General features: G+C 63.3%; 17 protein-coding genes. 6 read left to right on the top strand and 11 right to left on the bottom strand.

The annotated features are described in order from the left end of the window. Positions 1 to 2: 2 nt before the first annotated feature. From I6F28_RS32370 to I6F28_RS32360, 3 genes are read left to right on the top strand one after another with little or no spacing between them, the layout of a single operon-like run. Positions 3 to 1538 (top strand): class I adenylate-forming enzyme family protein, encoded by a 1536-nt coding sequence (locus I6F28_RS32370; RefSeq protein ID WP_225142905.1) that lies wholly within the window; start codon positions 3 to 5, stop codon positions 1536 to 1538. Continuing rightward, positions 1535 to 2623, top strand: coding sequence for an NAD/NADP-dependent octopine/nopaline dehydrogenase family protein (locus tag I6F28_RS32365; protein WP_225130365.1), 1089 nt, complete (start codon positions 1535 to 1537; stop codon positions 2621 to 2623). Before I6F28_RS32370 ends, I6F28_RS32365 begins: the two co-directional genes overlap by 4 nt. 3 nt (positions 2624 to 2626) lie before the next feature. Then, positions 2627 to 3634: a 3-hydroxybutyryl-CoA dehydrogenase gene (locus I6F28_RS32360; RefSeq protein ID WP_225130363.1), complete on the top strand. Its 1008-nt coding sequence runs from the start codon at positions 2627 to 2629 to the stop codon at positions 3632 to 3634. Here the strand turns inward: I6F28_RS32360 and I6F28_RS32355 are convergent. From I6F28_RS32355 to I6F28_RS32330, 6 genes are all read right to left on the bottom strand, one after another. Then, entirely contained in the window at positions 3616 to 4662 is a 1047-nt protein-coding gene (locus I6F28_RS32355; RefSeq protein ID WP_225142904.1) for a 2,5-dihydroxypyridine 5,6-dioxygenase NicX family protein, read from the bottom strand. The two genes, I6F28_RS32360 and I6F28_RS32355, sit on opposite strands and share 19 nt — an antisense overlap. 32 nt (positions 4663 to 4694) lie before the next feature. Beyond that, the gene (locus I6F28_RS32350) at positions 4695 to 5462 is read right to left on the bottom strand and encodes an ABC transporter permease (RefSeq protein ID WP_036043949.1); all 768 of its coding nucleotides are present in this window, start codon (positions 5460 to 5462) and stop codon (positions 4695 to 4697) included. Next, complete coding sequence (locus I6F28_RS32345; RefSeq protein ID WP_249782154.1) at positions 5459 to 6241, bottom strand: ABC transporter permease; 783 nt, start codon at positions 6239 to 6241, stop codon at positions 5459 to 5461. The genes I6F28_RS32350 and I6F28_RS32345 overlap by 4 nt, the downstream gene beginning before the upstream one ends. Continuing rightward, entirely contained in the window at positions 6241 to 7086 is an 846-nt protein-coding gene (locus I6F28_RS32340; RefSeq protein WP_050996053.1) for an ABC transporter ATP-binding protein, read from the bottom strand. Before I6F28_RS32340 ends, I6F28_RS32345 begins: the two co-directional genes overlap by 1 nt. 94 nt (positions 7087 to 7180) lie before the next feature. Beyond that, on the bottom strand, positions 7181 to 8875 hold the full coding sequence (ilvD, locus tag I6F28_RS32335) for a dihydroxy-acid dehydratase (RefSeq protein WP_036028926.1): 1695 nt from the start codon (positions 8873 to 8875) through the stop codon (positions 7181 to 7183). Between the two features lie 74 nt (positions 8876 to 8949). Then, a complete protein-coding gene (locus I6F28_RS32330) occupies positions 8950 to 9933 on the bottom strand; it encodes an ABC transporter substrate-binding protein (RefSeq protein ID WP_036007594.1) in 984 nt (327 codons plus the stop codon). Positions 9934 to 10092: 159 nt separating this feature from the next. On the opposite strand from I6F28_RS32330, the gene I6F28_RS32325 reads away from it, so the two are divergent. After that, on the top strand, positions 10093 to 11001 hold the full coding sequence (locus I6F28_RS32325; protein WP_225130356.1) for an NAD(P)-dependent oxidoreductase: 909 nt from the start codon (positions 10093 to 10095) through the stop codon (positions 10999 to 11001). Positions 11002 to 11008: 7 nt separating this feature from the next. On the opposite strand, the gene I6F28_RS32320 is transcribed toward I6F28_RS32325, so the two are convergent. From I6F28_RS32320 to I6F28_RS32305, 4 genes are all read right to left on the bottom strand, one after another. Further along, complete coding sequence (locus I6F28_RS32320) at positions 11009 to 11572, bottom strand: flavin reductase family protein (protein ID WP_225130355.1); 564 nt, start codon at positions 11570 to 11572, stop codon at positions 11009 to 11011. A 9-nt stretch (positions 11573 to 11581) separates the two neighbouring features. Next, positions 11582 to 12811 (bottom strand): acyl-CoA dehydrogenase family protein, encoded by a 1230-nt coding sequence (locus tag I6F28_RS32315; RefSeq protein ID WP_225142902.1) that lies wholly within the window; start codon positions 12809 to 12811, stop codon positions 11582 to 11584. Between the two features lie 65 nt (positions 12812 to 12876). After that, entirely contained in the window at positions 12877 to 14145 is a 1269-nt protein-coding gene (locus I6F28_RS32310) for a CaiB/BaiF CoA transferase family protein (protein WP_225130351.1), read from the bottom strand. A 212-nt stretch (positions 14146 to 14357) separates the two neighbouring features. Next, positions 14358 to 14786 carry a GNAT family N-acetyltransferase gene (locus I6F28_RS32305; RefSeq protein WP_225133174.1) on the bottom strand — a complete coding sequence of 143 codons (429 nt, stop codon included), beginning with the start codon at positions 14784 to 14786 and terminating at the stop codon, positions 14358 to 14360. A 451-nt stretch (positions 14787 to 15237) separates the two neighbouring features. On the opposite strand from I6F28_RS32305, the gene I6F28_RS32300 reads away from it, so the two are divergent. Together I6F28_RS32300 and I6F28_RS32295 are read left to right on the top strand one after the other, a co-directional pair. Continuing rightward, entirely contained in the window at positions 15238 to 15453 is a 216-nt protein-coding gene (locus tag I6F28_RS32300) for a hypothetical protein (RefSeq protein WP_225130349.1), read from the top strand. 187 nt (positions 15454 to 15640) lie between these two features. Beyond that, on the top strand, positions 15641 to 17164 hold the full coding sequence (locus I6F28_RS32295; protein WP_225142900.1) for an FAD-dependent monooxygenase: 1524 nt from the start codon (positions 15641 to 15643) through the stop codon (positions 17162 to 17164). Between the two features lie 144 nt (positions 17165 to 17308). Here I6F28_RS32295 and I6F28_RS32290 read toward each other — a convergent pair whose 3' ends face one another. Then, positions 17309 to 18106, bottom strand: coding sequence for a class I SAM-dependent methyltransferase (locus I6F28_RS32290; RefSeq protein WP_225130345.1), 798 nt, complete (start codon positions 18104 to 18106; stop codon positions 17309 to 17311). Positions 18107 to 18251: the final 145 nt, after the last annotated feature.

Below are 18251 nucleotides of genomic sequence, written 5' to 3'. Positions count from 1 at the left end.
CCGTGGACCTCTGTAGCCTGATCGACCGCAACGCGGCGTTCGCGCCAGACAAGACGGCCATTGCCTTCGAAGGGACGCGGCTGAGTTATGCGGCATTCGCCGCACGGATCGAACGGACCGCGACTGCCTTGAAGGGGGAGCTCGGCGTCGGCCGCGGCGATCGCGTCGCGATTCTAAGCCTGAACAGGCCGGATTATCTGGTTCTGCTTTACGCCTGTGCGCGGCTCGGCGCGATGCTGGTGCCGCTGAACTGGCGACTGGCCGTCGCCGAGCAGCTGTTCATTCTCGGCGATGCCGGCACCAAGGTCCTGGTGCTCGAGCAGGCGTTTTCCGGAGTGCTTGCCGAGCTGGGGCAGACCGCGGCAGGGACATCCGTCGTCGGCCTCGACTTCACGCCGCCTCGCGGCACGACATTCGAAGATTTGCTGGCCCGCGGTGACGGCACGAGCCGAAATCCACATACCGACCTCTCCTGCCCGCTGCTCATCGTCTACACGTCGGGCACGACGGGACGGCCAAAGGGCGCGGTGCTGCGCCAGGAGGCGCTGTTCTGGAACGGTGTCATGAGCCAGCACATGCACAACATGACGTCCGACGACCACGTGCTGACCGTGCTGCCGTTCTTCCACGTAGGTGGCCTCAACATCCAGACTACGCCGGCGTTGCAGCTGGGCGCGACCGTCACGGTCCATGCGCGCTTCACGCCGGATGCCGCGCTTGCGGCCATTGAAGGGGAACGGCCGACACTCACGGTGATGGTTCCTGCGATCCTTCAGGCGGTGAGTGAGCATCCCGCCTGGGCGACCGCTGATCTTTCCTCACTCAAGGCCGTCGCCACCGGCTCGACCATCGTACCGCCGCACCTGATCGAGCGCTTCGTCGCGCGCGACGTCCCGGTGCTTCAGGTCTATGGCTCGACCGAAACCTGCCCGATCGCCGTCTACACGCGGCTTGGCGGCGATCTTTCGCGCGCGGGATCGACCGGCCTTGCCGGCCTGTGCTGCGAGGCAAAGGTGATCGACCAGGCCGGCGAAGAACTGCCCGCGGGCACGCCGGGCGAAATCGCGGTGCGCGGTCCCAACGTGTTCTTCGAATATTGGGGAAACGACGCCGCAACGCGCGAGGCGCGGCAGGATGGCTGGTATCGCACCGGTGATATCGGCCTGTGCGATGCCGACGGCTATTTCTGGGTCCGCGACCGAAAGAAGAACATGATCATTTCAGGCGGAGAAAACATCTACCCGGCCGAGGTCGAGCGCGTCCTGCTCGAACACCCCGACGTCAGCGAATGCGCCGTGATCGGCCGGCCGGACCCGCGCTGGGACGAGGTGCCGGTCGCCTATGTCATTGCGAGATCCGGCTGCCGGCTCGAGGCGGACGAATTGAGGGCGCATCTTCAGGCGCAACTCGCGCGCTACAAAATTCCGCGCGAGATCGTCTTCGTCAACGACCTGCCGCGGACGGCGCTGGGCAAGGTCCAGCATTTCCTGCTGAAGCAGCTTGATGCGCAGTCACGGGCGCAAGGAGAAGCATCTTGAAGATCGCAGTTCTGGGTGGGGGAAACGGCTCTTTCGCGGCCGCGGGCGATTTTGCGCTGTCGGGGCACGAGGTGCGGCTCTGGCGCCGCGATGCCGATCAGGTCGCAGCGCATCGCGCCGCCGGCTCGCGCATTCTGGTCAAGGATCACAACGGCCGTCATGACGTGAAGCTGGCGCTGGTCACGACCGACATGGCGGACGCCGTCGATGGCACGGAGTTGATCCTGTGCCCGGCTCCGGCCTTCGCTCAAGCAGATATCGCTCGCCTGCTCGCGCCGCATTTGCGGGACGGTCAGGTCGTGTTTCTGCCGCCAGCGACGTTCGGCTCGATGATCTTCGCCCAGGCGGCCCGAGATGCCGGCAACAATGCCAAGGCCAGCTTTGCCGAAACGGGCACGCTTCCGTGGCTGACCCGCAAGCACGGACCGTTCGAGGTCGCGATCACCATCCGCGCCAAGCGGCTCCCGGTCGGCGTGTTCCCGCTCGAGCAGGCGCCCCACGCCCTCGCAGTGATCGGGCGCGCTTTCCCAGACGCGATCGAGACATGCGGAGACGCGCTGTCGGGCGCCCTGATGAACGCAGGTCCGATCATTCACCCGCCGTTGATCGTGATGAACGCAGGGCCGATCGAACATTTCGAGCGCTGGGACATTCACAAGGAAGGTACGCAAGCCGCGATCCGCCGGGTCACTGACGCGCTCGACGCAGAACGCATCGCAGTGCGCGAGGCACTTGGCTACGGCGCGCCACATTTCCCGCTGGCTCATCACTACGCGAGGGAAGGCGAGATCTGGATGTATGGCCGCGGCTCGCACGACCGGCTGACCGATTCCGGTGATTGGCGCGAGCGGATCGTGCTGACAGAGCACCGTTACATGCGCGAGGATCTGCGGCTTGGGCTGTCGCTGCTGGTGTCCGTCGCGGGCCTCGCTGGCGTGGACACCCCGCTGGCCAAAGCGTTTCTGTCAATCGGCGGCGCGGTCTGCGGCGAAGATTTTGCGCGAAGTGGCCGAACGCTCCAGACGCTGGGACTCGGCGAGCTCAGCAAGGCTGAATTGCAGACGCTGCTCCGCAATGGATTCTGATCAATGACCAGTCGCATCAATATCGCCTGTCTCGGCGCTGGCCGCATGGGCCGGGGCATTGCCGTTGCCTTCGCGTATGCAGGGCACAGGGTCACGATGATCGATATCAAGGCGCGTTCCGCGGAGGACTTCACCAAGCTGGAAACGGACGCGCTTGGCGAAGTCAGGAAGACCTTCGCCAGCCTGTCAAAACTGGGGCTGCTGACCGACGCGGATGTCGATCCGCTGATCGCGCGGGTCTCGGTGGTGCCGGCGAGCCGGAGCGGCGCAGCGTTGGCCGAAGCCGGAATGATCTTCGAAGGCGTTCCTGAGGTGGTCGAGCTCAAGCGCGAGGTGCTGGGGGCGGCGTCAAAGCAGGTCGGCCCTGAAACGATCATCGCGTCGACGACCTCGACCATCCTCGTCGACGATCTCTCGGGCGTGATCGTGAACGCGCGCCGCTTTCTCAATGTGCACTGGCTCAACCCGGCCTATCTCATCCCGCTGGTCGAGGTTTCGCCCGGCAAGGCGACAGACCCGGCCGTCATCGACGAGGTCAAGACGCTGCTCGAAGGCATCGGGAAGGTGCCGGTGGTCTGCGCCGCCACACCGGGTTTCATCGTCCCGCGCATCCAGGCGCTGGCAATGAACGAGGCCGCGCGCATGGTCGAGGAAGGCGTCGCCAGCGCCGAAGAGATCGACAAGGCGATCCGTTACGGCTTCGGCTTCCGCTATGCCGTGCTCGGGCTGCTCGAATTCATCGATTGGGGCGGCGGCGATATCCTATACTACGCCAGCCGTTACCTCGAAGGCGCGCTTGGTAGCGACCGCTATCGCGCGCCGGAGGTCATTTCCCGCAACATGCATGAAGGCCGGATCGGCCTGCGCACGGGCGCCGGCTTCCTGGATTACTCCGGGATGGACGTCGATGCTTATCGCGTGAAGCGGTTGCAGGCCATGGTCGACCTGCTCCGGCACTTCGACCTCGCCCGGCCGCCCGTGCTCGATCGCGGCTACCCGAAGACGTCCTGAAGCACGCCTTCGCGGACGACCGCAACGCCGTCGAGCTCGATCGTCGTTCCCATCATCGGCAGGTCGAAATGTCCGGCCGTGTAGCGCCCTGCAAATTCATTCGCACCGGTCGAGAACAGGAAATTGCCGGAAACGGCCCGAATCTCTGTGCCGTTGGTGTCGCGCTGGTCATACATGGATAGTGCCTCATAGCGCGCACCGGGATTCATGCCGAAGCCGACATGCGACACGGCATAGGCTTCGCGATCGCCCCAGGCGGCCAGATAAGCGCGCATCATCGCGGCATCCGTGCCCTCGCCTTCGAGTTCCACGACATAGTCGTCCTTCAGAGTCATCTTCACCGGCGAGGTCAGGTAGCGCTTGAAGGTCAGGTTGATGTCGCCGGGCGCCATCACCAGGGTGCCGTTGATGGTCCCGCTTTTGGGAAAGCTGACGACGATGCCGCCGGGCCAATGCGCGAGCGTGCCGGGCTTGTCGGTCCAGCCCCACACACCGACCGTCGACGCGCCGACCATATCGACATCGAGCGCCGTGCCGGCCTTCGAGGAGACACGCATGCGCTTCGTTCCGCGCAGCATTTTGGCCGCCGCACGAACACGCTTTTCGAGCGCGGAATCCGGCACCATGCGCTCCAGCGCTTCGGGATGCTCGTTAGAGATCACCAGGATCCGCGCGCCGGCTTTGAGAATCTCCGGCGTCTCCACCGCATGCATCAGTCCTTCGATGGTGCAATCCACGACAAAGCCGGCCTGCTGAAGCGCCGTGATCACTGGACCAAGCTTTTGGATCGCCTCGCTCGCCCCGGTGGAGCGGACCGGAACGATATGCCGGTTACGCGGCGTCGGAATCACCACATGAAACGGCCGCGCGCCCATCCGCAGCAGGGCCAGCTCCGCGAGATGGACGTTCAACGCGCGTGACTGGGTCTCCGACAGGATCGCCGCGGTATCGCCGGCCTTGACGGCGCATCGCTCAAAGATCTCGCAAAACGCATCGATCCATTTTGCCTCGATACGATCAGCCAGCATGGTTCTCTCCCGGTCTTCAGGATTCTTGTTAGTTACGCTTCGGGGAAGCCCCGGAGCAAGTACGAGCGCACGGCTCCCAGCAGGCCGTTCAAGATCAAGCCCAGCAGCGAGATCGTGATCAGCGGCACGAACATGTCCACGGCCTGGAAGGTTCTGGCCGCAGTCACGAGCGCGTGCCCCAGTCCGTCGGTCGACGTGATCATCTCGGCCAGAAACACCACGATGCAGGAAATGACAAGGCCAATCCGGCACCCGGTCAGGATCGACGGCATCGCTGCCGGCAGCACTACCTTGAAGAGGATTTCGTAGCGTGACGATCCCGCAGCCATAGCCGACCAGATCAGCTTCTGCTCGACGGTCGAGGCACCGTAATAGGTCGACAGCAGGATCGGGAAAAGAGCGTCGGCAGCCACTAATGTGATCTTCGATCCGTGGCCAAATCCGAGCAGCAGCAGCAAGGCCGGATAGAGCGCGACCTTGGGCAAAGGCGCCAATACGCGCACGATGGGCCGAACCACGGCGTTGATCGCCGGATTGGCGGCGGCGGCAATGCCGATGCTGACACCGAGCACGACAGCAATCGCGAAGCCGGCAAACAGCCTGATCAGGGTCGCCGCGATCTCGTGCTGGAACGTCGAGGTTACGAGTTGCTGGAGCAGCCTGCCGAAGACGAAGCCTGGCGGCGGCAGCAGAACTGCCGGCGCGAAGCCGAAAGACACCAAGCCTTGCCACAGCGCGATCACCAGTGCGATCGGAGCAATCCCAAGAACGAAATTAGGGGAGAGAAGCCGCGACATCATGAGAAGCTCAGCGGCATGTCGAACTGTGGCTCGGACCAGCGCACGAGCCTGGCACGAACCCTTTCAAAAATCGCGTCGAGGCAGATTCCCATCGCTCCCACGATGATGATCATCGCAAAGACGGTTTCGTATTGGCCCATGTCGAGCGCATTGAACAGGATGTTCCCGGCGCCGGACTGACGGGCAATCATCTCGCTGGTGATCATCGTGATCAGCGCCAGCACTAACCCCGTACGACACCCCGTCAGAATTTCAGGCAGCGCCGCCGGCAGCACGATACGCACCAGACGCTGCACCGGCGAGAGCCCCATCGCAGCGCCCGACCACAGCATCTTCTCTTCGACCGCCTTGGCGCCTTCGAAGCTGTGATAAATCACGGGCAGGCTGACGCCGAGGAAGATCACGAGCGTCTTCGTGATGTCGCCGACGCCGAGCCAGAGCATGATGATCGGCATCAAGGCCGCCTTCGGCACCGGATAGATCACCATCAGCAGCGGATTGAAGAAGGCCGCAATCGCGGCGCTACGTCCCATCAAGAGGCCAAGCGGAATCGACACGAGCACGGCCGCGCCAAATCCCATCGCCATTCGCCGGAGCGAAGCAAGAATGTTGATCAGGGATTCCCTGTCGCCAAGGATGTCCGGAATCGCTCTCATCGCTCCAATCGCGGTCGGAAAGCTGTCATTCTTCAGCGCCAGTGACGCGACCTGCCACACCACCAGCAATCCGATGCAGGCGAGCACCGGGGCAGCGCGCTTGGTCATGCCGGCCGCCGACATCACGCGGGCGCTCCGGCTTCGTCGCTCTCGTCGAACATGCGCTCGATGTCGACGACGTACTTCTGGTAACGCGGATCGAGCAACAGCTCGTTGCGGCGGCGCGGCCGCGGCAGGTCGATGTCGATGACCTGCCGGATTCGCCCGGGCGATTTCGACATCATGACGACCTTGTCCGAGAGGAAGACGGCTTCGTCGACCGAATGGGTGACGAAAAGCACCGTCTTGCGGTCACGCTCCCAGATGTTCAGAAGATCGTTCTGCAGGCGCGTCCTCGTGTGCGCGTCGAGTGCCCCGAACGGCTCGTCCATCAGCAGCACTTCGGGATGGTAGGCAAGCGTCCGCGCCAGCGCCACGCGCTGCTTCATGCCGCCCGACAGCTCCTTGGGATAGAAGTTCTCGTAGCCCTTGAGGCCGACCATCTCGATCAGGGCCCGGCTCTGCGCTTCGGCCTCGGTGCCGCGAATTCCTTGCTGACGCGGCCCATACATCACGTTGCCGAGCACAGTCTTCCAGGGAAAGAGCGCAAATTCCTGGAATACCGGTCCGCGATCCGGACCGGGCCCCGTGATCGCCTGTCCCTTCATCTTCGCCGCGCCGCTGGTTGGACTGACGAAGCCGCCGACAATGTAGAGCAGTGTCGACTTGCCGCAGCCGGACGGACCAAGGATGGAGACGAAAGCTCCTTCCTCGATCGTCAGCGAAATGTCCGAAAGCGCAACGTGATTCTTGCGTGCCGAGGTTTTAAAGACCTGCGACACGCGGTCGATCTCGATGATTGCGGAAGCCGGGTCTTGTTGCGTCACCGGTCTCACCCATTCGCTCGATCTCGCAGATACTACCGTCATCCCGCCTTCCGTCCCACTCGCACGAGGATTCAGCGGCATCAGCTTAGCAAGAAGCCTGCCAGACAGGGCGTCACTTTCGCGCCCGTGCGGTGCGTCATTCGAACCACGGCCATTCTGCCGGGCCTTCATGCGTCACGGCTCCGCCCGGCGCCTGCCCAACCAGCCGCGCATATTTTGCCAGCGCACCTGCGCGGTGGCGAGGCGGGCGCGGCTTCCAATCGCGTCGCCGTGCGGCAAGCTCCTGTTCCTCGAGCAGGACATCCATCCGTCGATTTGCGGCATCAATCCGGATTCTGTCACCATTCCGGACGAGCGCCAGCGGACCGCCAACAAATGCCTCGGGGGACACGTAGCCGATGCACATCCCGCGGGTCGCGCCGGAGAACCGGCCATCGGTGATCAGCGCCACTTTTTCACCCATGCCCTGCCCGTAGATCAGTGCGGTGACGCCAAGCATCTCACGCATGCCAGGTCCGCCGACTGGCCCTTCATTGCGGATCACGAGAACCTCGCCCGCCTTGTAACTGCGGTCACGAACGGCTGCGACGCAGGCTTCTTCATCCTCGAAAACACGCGCGACGCCTTCGAAGAATTGGCTCTTCAAGCCCGCCACCTTGATCACCGCCCCATCGGGACAGAGGTTACCCTTCAGCACCGCGACGCCACCGTCAGGCATGATCGGCGCGCGAGCCGTGTACACAACCTCACCGTCGGGTGCGTTGGCCACACCGTACTCTTCGGCAAGTGTGCGGCCGGTGATTGACAAGCAGCCGCCATCGATATGACCGCTCTGGATCAGCTCGCGAATGATGACCGCAGCGCCGCCGATATCGTAGACATCCTTCGCCGTATACTTGCCTCCGGGGCGCAGATTGCCGATCAACGGCGTCCTGGCAAAGACCTCCCCCACGTCATCGATGCTGAATGCAATTCCGGCCTCATTCGCGATCGCCGGCAGGTGCAGCGCGGCGTTGGTCGAGCCGCCCGTCGCTGCCACGATCGCCGCTCCGTTCTCCAGGGATTTCCGCGTCACGATGTCGCGCGGCAGCGGCCCGCCGTGGTTCAGCATCTCCATGATCAGTCGGCCGGCGCGTCGCGAAATCTGCGCACGCTCGGAATAGACACCGGGCACCATCGACACGTTGGGAATGGTCAGCCCCATCGCCTCCGATACCATGCCCATGGTATTCGCGGTGAACTGGCCGGCGCACGCACCGATCGTCGGCAGGCAGGCGCGCTCGATGCGCTCGAGCGTGGCGCCGTCGATCTCGCCAGTCATGAAGCTGCCGACAGCCTCATAGGAATCGAGCACCGTCAGCGTACGTCCATCCACGCGCCCGGGCAGCGAGCTGCCGCCATAGATGAAGATGGATGGCACGTTGCAGCGGACCATTCCCATCATCACGCCAGGAAGGGTCTTGTCGCACCCGCCGTATCCGATCAGCGCATCGTAGGCCAACCCATGGACCACGGCTTCGATCGAGTCGGCGATCAGCTCACGCGAGAACAGGGAGAACTTCATCCCCTCATGATTCATGCTGATGCCGTCGGACACCGAAACAGTCGAGAACTCACGCGGTGTACCGCCGGCCTCCTCGATCCCGGTCTTGGCTGCAGCTACCTGGAAGTCGTGGGTCATGTTGCAGGGCGTCTGCTCACCCTTCATGCTGACGATGCCCACCATCGGCTTCGCAATCGCAGCGTCGTCGAGCCCCATGGCGCGCATGAATGCACGATGCGGCGCTCGGTCGAGGCCGTCTGTGGTGACTCGGGATCGCAACTTCTTCATATATGCATCTTCTTCGTGCAGCGTCCCGGATGATCCGGAACGCTACGATGTTAGTTCGGTAATTCGTCCCGCTTCTATTGCAGCGGCGCGACGATCGACGGATGCTTGAACTGTGCGACATCCAGCTTCGGCAGCATTCCTGTTTCTGCATAGATATCCAGCATCTTCTGGATCGCCGGGAAGTTCGGCGCAGCACCCGGATCGCGGCCGAAATCATTGTCCTTGAGCAAGTAGGTCTCAAGCACCGGGATGGGGGCTTTCAGCACTTCATTGACGACCTTGAGAGTCTCCTCGCGGTTCGCGAGTGCCTTCTTCATGCCCGAGGTAATATCGCGGACATAGGCCTTGACCAACTCAGGGTTCTTGTCGACGAAATCGGCACGGCAGGCTTCCAGGATGTGCACGATGTTCGGCATGGCCTGGGAGAGCGAGAACAGCTTCCTTGTGCCGCCCTTTGCCTCCGCGCGCGCAGCAAACGGCTGGTTCATATTGACCGCGTCAACGCGGCCTTGGCGCAGCGCGTCCTCGGAGACGGCAAAGCCAACCTCGACCAGCTTGATGTCCTTGGCCGGATCGACGCCATTCTGCTTCAAGAGCAGATTGAACGGCCCTTGCGTACCGCCACCGATCACGGAAATGCCGACGGTCTTGCCCTTGAGATCCGCGATTGTCTTGATGGGCGAGTCATCCTTGACGGCCCAGTAGACCGAGAAGCCGCCGGGCATCTCGAAAACATGCTGCGCGACGATATAGGCCTTGAGATTGCCGCCGACGACCCCATTGGAGAGGGAGAGCGGCGCCTGCGTCGCGCAGTCCAGCGCACCTGCCGCCAGGGCCTGCGTCATCGGCGCGGTGCCCTGGAATTGGGTCCATTCGATGTTGTAGGTCTTGCCGAGATTGGGAAACTCTGCCGGCCTGCGCATCATCCAGTACTTGGACTCCTCCGCAGGGATGGTCCAGCCGACGCGGATCGTCTGCTGCCCCCATGACGGGCTTGCGCCCGCGCTCACGGCGGCTGCCGCCCCCAAAGCCAGGATCCACTTCGAAACGGTTCGCATCGTTCCACTCCGCTGCTTCGGCGCCGACTGGCGCCCCAACCCGACCGCCTCAAATGTTTCATGGTTCAAACAATCAGGCAAGCCATGCGAGGTGGGCGATCTTGCCGGCAGGTACGCAATGTATGGTAAAGCGGCGTCTGCGACAGAAGGAGGCAACCTATGGCTGACGACAGCAAGAACGGCACCGAGAAGCTCGGCTATCTCGGCCTCGGACTCATGGGAACGCCGATGACCCGACGCCTGCTGAAGGCCGGCTATCAGGTCGCTGTCTGGAATCGCTCGGAGGGCAAGATGGCGCCGCTGGTCGAGGCTGGCGCCAAGCGCGCGGTCACGCCGCGTGATCTCCTGGGGAGCTCGGATATTGTCTTCTTGTGCGTTACGGATGCGGCGGCGGTGGAGGAGGTGATCTTCGGGCCCGAAGGTCTGGCAGTGGCCCCTGGCGCGGGCAAGCTTGTGGTCGACTTCTCATCGATCCATCCAGACGCAGCGCGCGACCTCGCAACGCGATTGAAGAACGCGAACGGTGCGGGCTGGATCGATGCGCCGGTGTCCGGGGGCACGAAGGGCGCCGAGGAAGGCACGCTCGCCATCATGGCGGGCGGAGAAGCTGGTGACATCGAGAGGGTGCGGCCCTATGTGCTGGCCATGGCGCGCAGGTTCACGCATATGGGCCCGGTCGGCGCCGGCCAGACCACAAAGCTGTGCAACCAGGTGATCGTCGGATGCGCGATGGCCGTGCTCGCGGAAGCAACCCGCCTTGCCGTGAACGCCGGAATTGACGCCAACCGGTTGCCCGAAGCGCTCGCAGGCGGCTTTGCGGATTCCATCCCGCTCCAGCTGTTCGTGCCGCGAATGGTCAACGGCATTCACAGCCCGCCGCTCGGCCACATCGCCACGATGCTCAAGGATCTCGATACGGTCGCCGATGTTGCACAGGCGACTTCGACGCCAGTGCCGATGGCCGCGCTTGCCGGACAGCTTTTCAGGCTGGCGAAGGCCGCGCGAGGTGCGGACGCGGACGCGCTGGAGATCTACAAGCTTTCGGCGGCAGAGCGCAAAGCGCTCTAGGGGCGCATTACCGCCTGTTCTTGCGCTCATCGTCGGCCATGAAGCGACCGAACGCTCCTCGCGCAAAGAGCAGCGGCTCTTTCGCATTGTAGGTATATGCCTCGACCGCGCCGAGAAAGATCACATGGTCACCGCCATAATAGCGATTCACGGAGCGGCATTGAAAGTTGGCGACGCTCTCGGCGAGCACTGGAGCGTTGCCAAGGCCGGGGGTCCAGTCGACGCCGGTGAACTTGTCATCCGACGATTTTGCGAATTTGTTCGCAAGCGCTTGTTGTGAAGCGCCGAGAACGTTGACGCTGAAATGGCTGGCGTTCTGGAAGATGGTCAGGCTCGAGGAATAGACGACGAGGCTCCACAGAACCAGCGGCGGATTCAGCGAGACCGAGGCGAAGGAATTGCACGTCAGTCCGTACGGCTTGCCGTCGGGCGCTGCCGCTGTGATGATCGTGACGCCCGTTGCATAAGTTCCGAGCGCGTTGCGAAAGTCGCGAGGATCAATCTGCGAGCTGTCGCTCGCGAACTCATTGGCGGGATCCGGCGCGCGAGGCTGCTTCGGCAGGTCATTCATCGGCCGACCTCACAGCGTGAGATTCTCGGAGGGCAGGCCGAGGGCCACCCGTCCGTAGTTGGTCCCGGCCGCATCGAAGTTGAACGCGAGATGTGAGTTGATCGCGTGCGCATCGCGGAACTGCCGCTGTAACACGCCGCTCGTGAACAGCCCGCGAGCGCCGCTCGCGGCAAACAGCATCGAGACCGCGTCCGTGCACAAGTTCACGGAAAAGGATCCGTCGCGGCGATATCTGGTCTTGGTTGCCATGTCAGGAATATGGCCGCGCCGTGCGGCCTCCATGGCATCGAGACAGACCGACCGCATGATCAGGCGCGCAGCGTCGATCTTGGCCGAGGCCTCCGCGATCTTGATCTGCGTGCTTTGAAAATCGCTCAGCTTGGCGCGGTTGTACGTCGAAATACGATGACGCGCGACCTCCGTATAATCGTCGAGGCACGCCTGTGCATTCCCCAGCGCGACACCGGAGAGGACGTAAGGAAATAGCGAGAAGACAGGCAGCGTGTACAGAGGATTCGGATTGACCGCGCTTCCCGGCGTGGGGCCACCTGAGAGGTTCCCTACGGCGACCGTCATATGGTCAGCCACAAAGGCATCCCTGACCTCGACGTCGCAAGATCCTGTCCCACGCAGTCCGGCGACGTTCCAGGTGTCCAGCACCTTGTAATCGCCGCTCGGTAGCATAAAGATTCGATACTCGATGCCGTCGGCATCGTCGTCGGAATAGACCACGCTCGCAAGCATATTCCATTCGCAGGAGGCAACGCCCGAGGAGAATGGCCAACTGCCATGCAACTGGTATCCGCCCTTGACCCGCGTGGCGCGTCCGGCGGGGAAAATGAACGAGGACGCGATCAAAGTATCCGGATTGCGGCCCCAGACCAGATCCTGCGCGCGTCGCTCGAACATGCCGAGCATCCAGTGATGGCTCGCCAGATTGGCGAGATTCCAGGCAACCGACGCATCCGCCTGCCCGAGCAGCTCAGCGCAATCGACGAGGGCGACATAGTCGAGCTCAGCGCCACCAATCCGGGCCGGTTGCAGCATCCGGAACAGGCCGGCCTCATGAAGGTCCTTTTCGGTTTCCGCCGGAAGATGCCGCAGCTCCTCCGTCCGTGCCGCCCGCTCACGGAGTCGCGGCAGAAGCGCCCGGGCCCTCGCGATCATTGACGCATAGATCTCACCGCCGGCTTGTAAGCCTGCGGGCTGGGTCTTGCTCGGCTCCTGGCCAGGCGCCATTCGTGTCCCTCGCTTTCATACATTTATGCGGCGGGACCTTCGCCAAATCAAGCCGAGCCAGTGCCTCAAGTCGACCTTGGAGGCTTGACCGGGCCAAAGGCGCCCTTCTCGACAAAATCAGCGATCCGACGTTCGTTGTAGCCGAGCGTATCGTGCAGGATCTGCATGGTATGCTCGCCCAACAGAGGTGCCGCGACCGGGTCGACCGCGGCTGTCAGGCTCATCGTAATCGGCGGCTCGATATTGGGCACCCACTCGGCTGTCGGATGCGGAATCCGGTTCAAGCGATGGCGCTCGCGAGCCTCGGGGGCATTGAAGCCCTCCTCGACCGTCCGGAGATAGCCGACCGGGATATTGGCCAGCTTCATCTTCGCCATCCAGTTCTCGAGCGTATCGCTGGCGAAGACTTCGGCAATGGCTGCCCGCAGGAGCTCCTTGTTCTCCGAACGGGCTTTGCGCGTCGCAAACTGCGGATCGTTGATGAGATCGGGCCGATTCAGCACCTCGACCACAAGCCGGCGGTAGAGCCGGTCGTTGGCGCAGGCCATGTAGAGCGGCCCATCTGAGGCCTCGTAGACGCCAACGGTGGGAGATCCGCTCGGCGAATTGCCGAACCGGCCGGGATTTTCTCCGTTGATGAGATAGGCCATGCCGTAGAAACCGGTCATTCCCATCGCGACGTCGAACAGGGCAACTTCGACATGCTGCCCACGGCCGAGCCGCTCCCGCGCCAGCAGTGCCAGCAGGATGGCATTGCAGGCGGACATCCCTGTCGCCATGTCGACGATGGGCGGGCCGGTGCGGACCGCCGGGCCGTCGGCAAATCCGTTGAGCGACATGAAGCCGCTTTCCGCTTGCGTGATCGGATCGAAGCCTGGCCGGGAGGCAAACGGTCCGCTGCGTCCGTAGGCGGAGATCGAGCAATAGACCAGCCGCGGGTTGAGCGGCGCGACCGATTCATAGTCGAGCCCGAACTTCTTCATGACCCCGCTCGAAAAATTCTCCACGACCACATCTGCCTTGCGGATCAGATCCAGCGCGATCTCGCGCGCCTCCGGCACGGCAAGATCGAGCGCGATGCCGCGCTTGTTGCGGTTCAGGCTGAGAAAGGCGGCGCTCTCGCCTCCAATCTCCGCGTGCTCATAGGCGCGCGTGTCGTCGCCGCCATCGGGATTCTCGATCTTGATAACGTGCGCACCGTAATCGGCGAGCGTCTGGGTGCAAGCAGGGCCGGCCACCACGCGCGTAAAATCGACGACCAATAGACCATCGAGCGCGGTCGGGCCTCCCGTCCCATGCGAGGCACGTACCGGCAATTGAGGCTTGGTGGGCATCGATCGCGCTCTCCCTTACATCGGCTTATGGCCGCCGAATTTCCTGCAAGAGCAGACTTAAAGCCCGACGCCACCGACTTCGCAAGTCCCACGCCGACATCGCTTCAATACGCAAAAAGGACCCGGCAGCCCCAGGCTGCCGGGTCCTCGGACGTTCCAGGCACGTACTGGTCATTAGATAGACGGCGCGTTCCATGCGGCGGCAAACCTGCTCAGTGCAGCCACTTCCGCCAATAGAGCGTATGCGCCCAGCCCCAAGGGGTCTCGGGCTCGAACAGCCGATAGCCCGACTGAATGAAGTTGTTCGCCGATACCGGATTATCCGTCGTATCAGAGACGATGCTGTCCCATCCGATACGCCGTCCCCTCGCCTCGACCACACGCATCAATCTGCGTTGAAGGCCGCGTCCCCAATGCCGTTGCAACACGCCGACTCTGGAGAAATAGCCGCCATTTCGAACGTGCGTCGAGGGCACAATTCCGGCGAAGGCGACTGCTTCCTCGTCGTGATAAGCTAGCCACCACGCGCCAAGGTCGAACGTGGGCATCGCCGCGGCATCGAAGAACGTGAGTCGATGCAGATCAGATAGGGTTTCAGCAACGTCATCATCGGACGCATCGACGATACGAATTCTGTACATGAGCCACTCATTGCGCAGCAGATCTTGATCGGACGCGCGGCGACGTCACCGGCGCCATGAAGGCTCATTTGCCCAGGACCACCTTGACACCAAGCCAGACGGCACCCATCAGGCCAGTGGCAAGCGCCGATCGGCGCTCTCTCAACGCGTTATCAAGCGAGTGCGTGGCCGCAATGCGCCGCCGCCGTCCGATTCCAAAATCGAGAACGAAAAAACCCGCGGCGGATCGCGTTCCGCGCGGGTGAACCAAACTCGTCTCGATGATGGCATTATGCCGGTGTTTTGCCCGACGTGTCAAAACCTTCCGCTGAATTGAAAAAGCCCCGCGGATTGCGTCCCGCGCGGGCCATCTCAAACTCGTTTCGATGATGCCATTCTGCCAGTGTTTTGCCCGACGTGTCAAACGAACGAATTCGCACGAGCCGCGTTGGACAATCAGGAGCGACCGGCTATGACAATCAAGACGACCTCACCCGGCACAGCGCAAGACGAGACGTTGCGAGATCGTCCGGGCTCGAAGCCGCGCATCGACAAGGAACGCGCCACGCAGCAGGCGATCGTCGAAGATGCCGACGTGACGGCGGACGACGGCCGCGATCTCGCGCATGGCGAGGGCGGCACCATCGATCTGCCTACACAACCCGGCGATTTGGCGAAGGACGATTAGCCCGCGGCACAAGCGGCGCGCATCTCGATGATGCCATTGTGCCGGCGTTTTGCCCGACGTGTCAACGCGCCGAACAGGCGAGAGCCTCATCTCCCACCTCGATATGTGGTGCGCAAGGGGCTTGCTTCAAGCCCCCGGTGATCGCGTAAGACCCCTCGGCCTGAACAACCAGTCGAGGGGTCACGACATGCCTTTCCCGCTTCCGACGTCACGCTCGCGCGGCCGAACCAGCGCGGAACGCGCAACTGCCGCCGGCCATGCAGTCGTCATCGCCGGCGCCGGCCCGACCGGCTTGATGCTGGCCGCCGAGCTCGCGCTGGCTCAAATCGACGTCGCAATCGTCGAGCGGCGCGCGAGCCAGGACATCGTCGAGACGCGCGCCGGCGGACTTCACGCGCGCAGCATCGAGATCCTCGATCAGCGCGGCATTGCCGAGCGCTTCCTGCGCGAAGGACAGATCACCCAGCTCGCCGGCTTCGCCTGGACCAGGCTCGACATCGGCGATCTCCCCACCCGCCATCCTTATGGGCTCGCGCTGCGGCAGAACCAGATCGAGCGCCTGCTGGCCGAATGGACCTCCGAGCTCGCGGTGCCGATCTATCGCAGCCGCGAGGTGACGGGCTTTGCGGAAGACGCGAGCGGCCTCGACATCACACTGTCCGGCGGGATGCGCTTGCGCGCGCTTTACCTCGTCGGCTGCGACGGCGGCCGCAGCCTGGTGCGCAAGAACGCCGGCATCGACTTCGCCGGCTCAGAACCTTCGCTCAGCAACCTCATGGCCGAGGTCGAGATGCGCGAGGCGCCCCCATTCGGCCTGCGTCACGACGCGCTCGGCTTCCACGGCCTCAGCAAGACGGGAAGCGGGCGCGTGCTGGTCGTCGTGACGGAAGCCGAGCTCGCGCGCAGCGGCGAGCCGAGCTTGCGCGATCTCAGCGCGGCGCTCGAAGCCGTCTACGGCACGGACTTCGGCGTCAACAATCCCGCCTGGATCTCCCGCTTCACCGACGCGGCGCGGCAGGCCGCATCCTATCGCAGAGGCCGCGTGCTGCTCGCCGGCGATGCCGCCCACATTCATCACTCCGTCGGCGGCCAGGGCCTCAACCTCGGTGTGCAGGATGCGGTCAATCTCGGCTGGAAGCTGGCGCAGGTGGTCAAGGGCATCTCGCCCGAGAGCCTGCTCGACACCTATCACAGCGAGCGTCATCCCGTGGCCGCGCGCGTGCTGAAAAACACCATGGCGCAGATCGCCCTGCTCCGCCGCGGCGACGACGGCCGCAAGGCCGCGCGCGAGGTGATCGCCGAGCTGCTCGCCATGGACGAGCCGCGACAGCGCCTCGGCGCGATGATGAGCGGGCTCGACATCGCTTACGATCTCGGCGAAGGCCACGCGCTGCTCGGCCGCCGCATGCCCGATCTCGATCTCGTGGCGGGCGGACAGAAGCTACGATTGTTCACGCTGCTGCACGGCGCGCGCGGCGTGCTGCTCAATTTCGGCCAGCCGGGCGGCCTCGACATCTCTCTCTCGACGGAGCGCATAGGGATCGTCGATGCCGATTACGACGGCCCGTGGCTGCTTCCGGCCATCGGCGAGGTCGCCGCGCCGAGCGCCGTGCTGGTGCGGCCCGATGGCCATGTGGCCTGGGTGGGCGACGGGAGCGGCCGCGGACTTGCGGAGGCGCTGACGCGGTGGTTCGGGCCGGGCGGCGCGTAGGGGGTGTACGCCTCGTTTGGTTGCTCCAGATGTCCGCTTCTCCCTCTATAAGAGCCCAAATGGGGGAACATCTTTGATGTCGCCGATGGGCCAAGTGCGGACATCACGCGGAATGTGCACGGCAGCAGCGGCCGACCACTTTCATCAGCGGCGTTGGCCGCTTGCGAACTGATATTGAACCTCGATTTCTACGGGCCCGCCTCTATCTCCGAGGCTGCGTTGCGTTTCCTCGCGAACAATATCGCGCACCGATTGAGGGAGTGTCAGATAGGCTTGTCCAGTCGGACCGTCGCCGCGTTCATACGGACCAAAGTAGGCGTCGAAAGATGGCATACTGAACCGGTGCGCCTGCCTCGTCAATTCGATGTTTTGGAATCCGGCCTTCTCGAACAACTGTCGCAGACGCGCCGGGTCACCCAATGAAAACATCCTCGCCGTTGCCTCGCGGATCGCTGGCGAGTGCTTGGCGATAGCTGTGTTGACGCTGCCGTTGTAGGTTCGTTCCGGCACGGTCGCAACGGAAACTGCTGCGCGTCCGCCCGGCCGAAGGACACGCAAGAACTCCGACAATCCGCGCGAGGGATGAGGGAAGAACATTAGCCCGAGACTGCAAATCAAAGCATCGAAGCTGCTATCGGCGAACGAGAGAGATTGGCCGTCCTCCACCGCGAAGGTGATATTTGCCGCCGCGCTCAGGCGCTGCCGCGCCTGTCCAACCATGGCTTCCGATACGTCGGCCGCAACGACGTGCCCTGTTGGTCCAACTACGAGCAAGGATTCTGCCGCTGCCAGTCCAGTGCCCGTTGCGATGTCGAGTACCTTCATGCCAGACGCAACACGTGCGGCACTCAGAAGGAACGGCAAAAAGTGGCGTGACACATGTGCAAACGCGCGATCATACCCAACCGCGGCCGCGTCGCCGTACGCGAACTCCTTTGCCATTGGCTCCCTCAAATTTACATTCAGTTTAGGTTCGGATCAGGGTTCACTTGATTGGCGGCAAGAATGAGCGGGCCTTCGTGACAATAACAGGGTAAGTCTGCCGCGTCGGCCTTGTGTCAAAATCGGTCCTGGCGGTCTCGCAGCG

This window comes from Bradyrhizobium sp. NBAIM14 (assembly GCF_020193895.1).
GTDB classification, from domain to species: Bacteria; Pseudomonadota; Alphaproteobacteria; order Rhizobiales; family Xanthobacteraceae; genus Bradyrhizobium; species Bradyrhizobium yuanmingense.
Note: the sequence above shows the minus strand (reverse complement) of the source record. Positions and strands in the feature narration are given on the sequence as shown.

Excerpts from the sequence above, each read along its gene's own strand:
- ilvD (WP_036028926.1), bottom strand. The coding sequence starts at position 8,875 with ATGAAGAAGTTGCGATCCCGAGTCACCACAGACGGCCTCGACCGAGCG.
- I6F28_RS32350 (WP_036043949.1), bottom strand. The coding sequence starts at position 5,462 with ATGATGTCGCGGCTTCTCTCCCCTAATTTCGTTCTTGGGATTGCTCCG.
- I6F28_RS32355 (WP_225142904.1), bottom strand. The coding sequence starts at position 4,662 with ATGCTGGCTGATCGTATCGAGGCAAAATGGATCGATGCGTTTTGCGAG.
- I6F28_RS32345 (WP_249782154.1), bottom strand. The coding sequence starts at position 6,241 with ATGTCGGCGGCCGGCATGACCAAGCGCGCTGCCCCGGTGCTCGCCTGC.
- I6F28_RS32340 (WP_050996053.1), bottom strand. The coding sequence starts at position 7,086 with ATGACGGTAGTATCTGCGAGATCGAGCGAATGGGTGAGACCGGTGACG.
- I6F28_RS32320 (WP_225130355.1), bottom strand. The coding sequence starts at position 11,572 with ATGAATGACCTGCCGAAGCAGCCTCGCGCGCCGGATCCCGCCAATGAG.
- I6F28_RS32330 (WP_036007594.1), bottom strand. The coding sequence starts at position 9,933 with ATGCGAACCGTTTCGAAGTGGATCCTGGCTTTGGGGGCGGCAGCCGCC.
- I6F28_RS32300 (WP_225130349.1), top strand. The coding sequence starts at position 15,238 with ATGACAATCAAGACGACCTCACCCGGCACAGCGCAAGACGAGACGTTG.
- I6F28_RS32315 (WP_225142902.1), bottom strand. The coding sequence starts at position 12,811 with ATGGCGCCTGGCCAGGAGCCGAGCAAGACCCAGCCCGCAGGCTTACAA.
- I6F28_RS32360 (WP_225130363.1), top strand. The coding sequence starts at position 2,627 with ATGACCAGTCGCATCAATATCGCCTGTCTCGGCGCTGGCCGCATGGGC.
- I6F28_RS32310 (WP_225130351.1), bottom strand. The coding sequence starts at position 14,145 with ATGCCCACCAAGCCTCAATTGCCGGTACGTGCCTCGCATGGGACGGGA.
- I6F28_RS32305 (WP_225133174.1), bottom strand. The coding sequence starts at position 14,786 with ATGTACAGAATTCGTATCGTCGATGCGTCCGATGATGACGTTGCTGAA.
- I6F28_RS32325 (WP_225130356.1), top strand. The coding sequence starts at position 10,093 with ATGGCTGACGACAGCAAGAACGGCACCGAGAAGCTCGGCTATCTCGGC.
- I6F28_RS32295 (WP_225142900.1), top strand. The coding sequence starts at position 15,641 with ATGCCTTTCCCGCTTCCGACGTCACGCTCGCGCGGCCGAACCAGCGCG.
- I6F28_RS32290 (WP_225130345.1), bottom strand. The coding sequence starts at position 18,106 with ATGGCAAAGGAGTTCGCGTACGGCGACGCGGCCGCGGTTGGGTATGAT.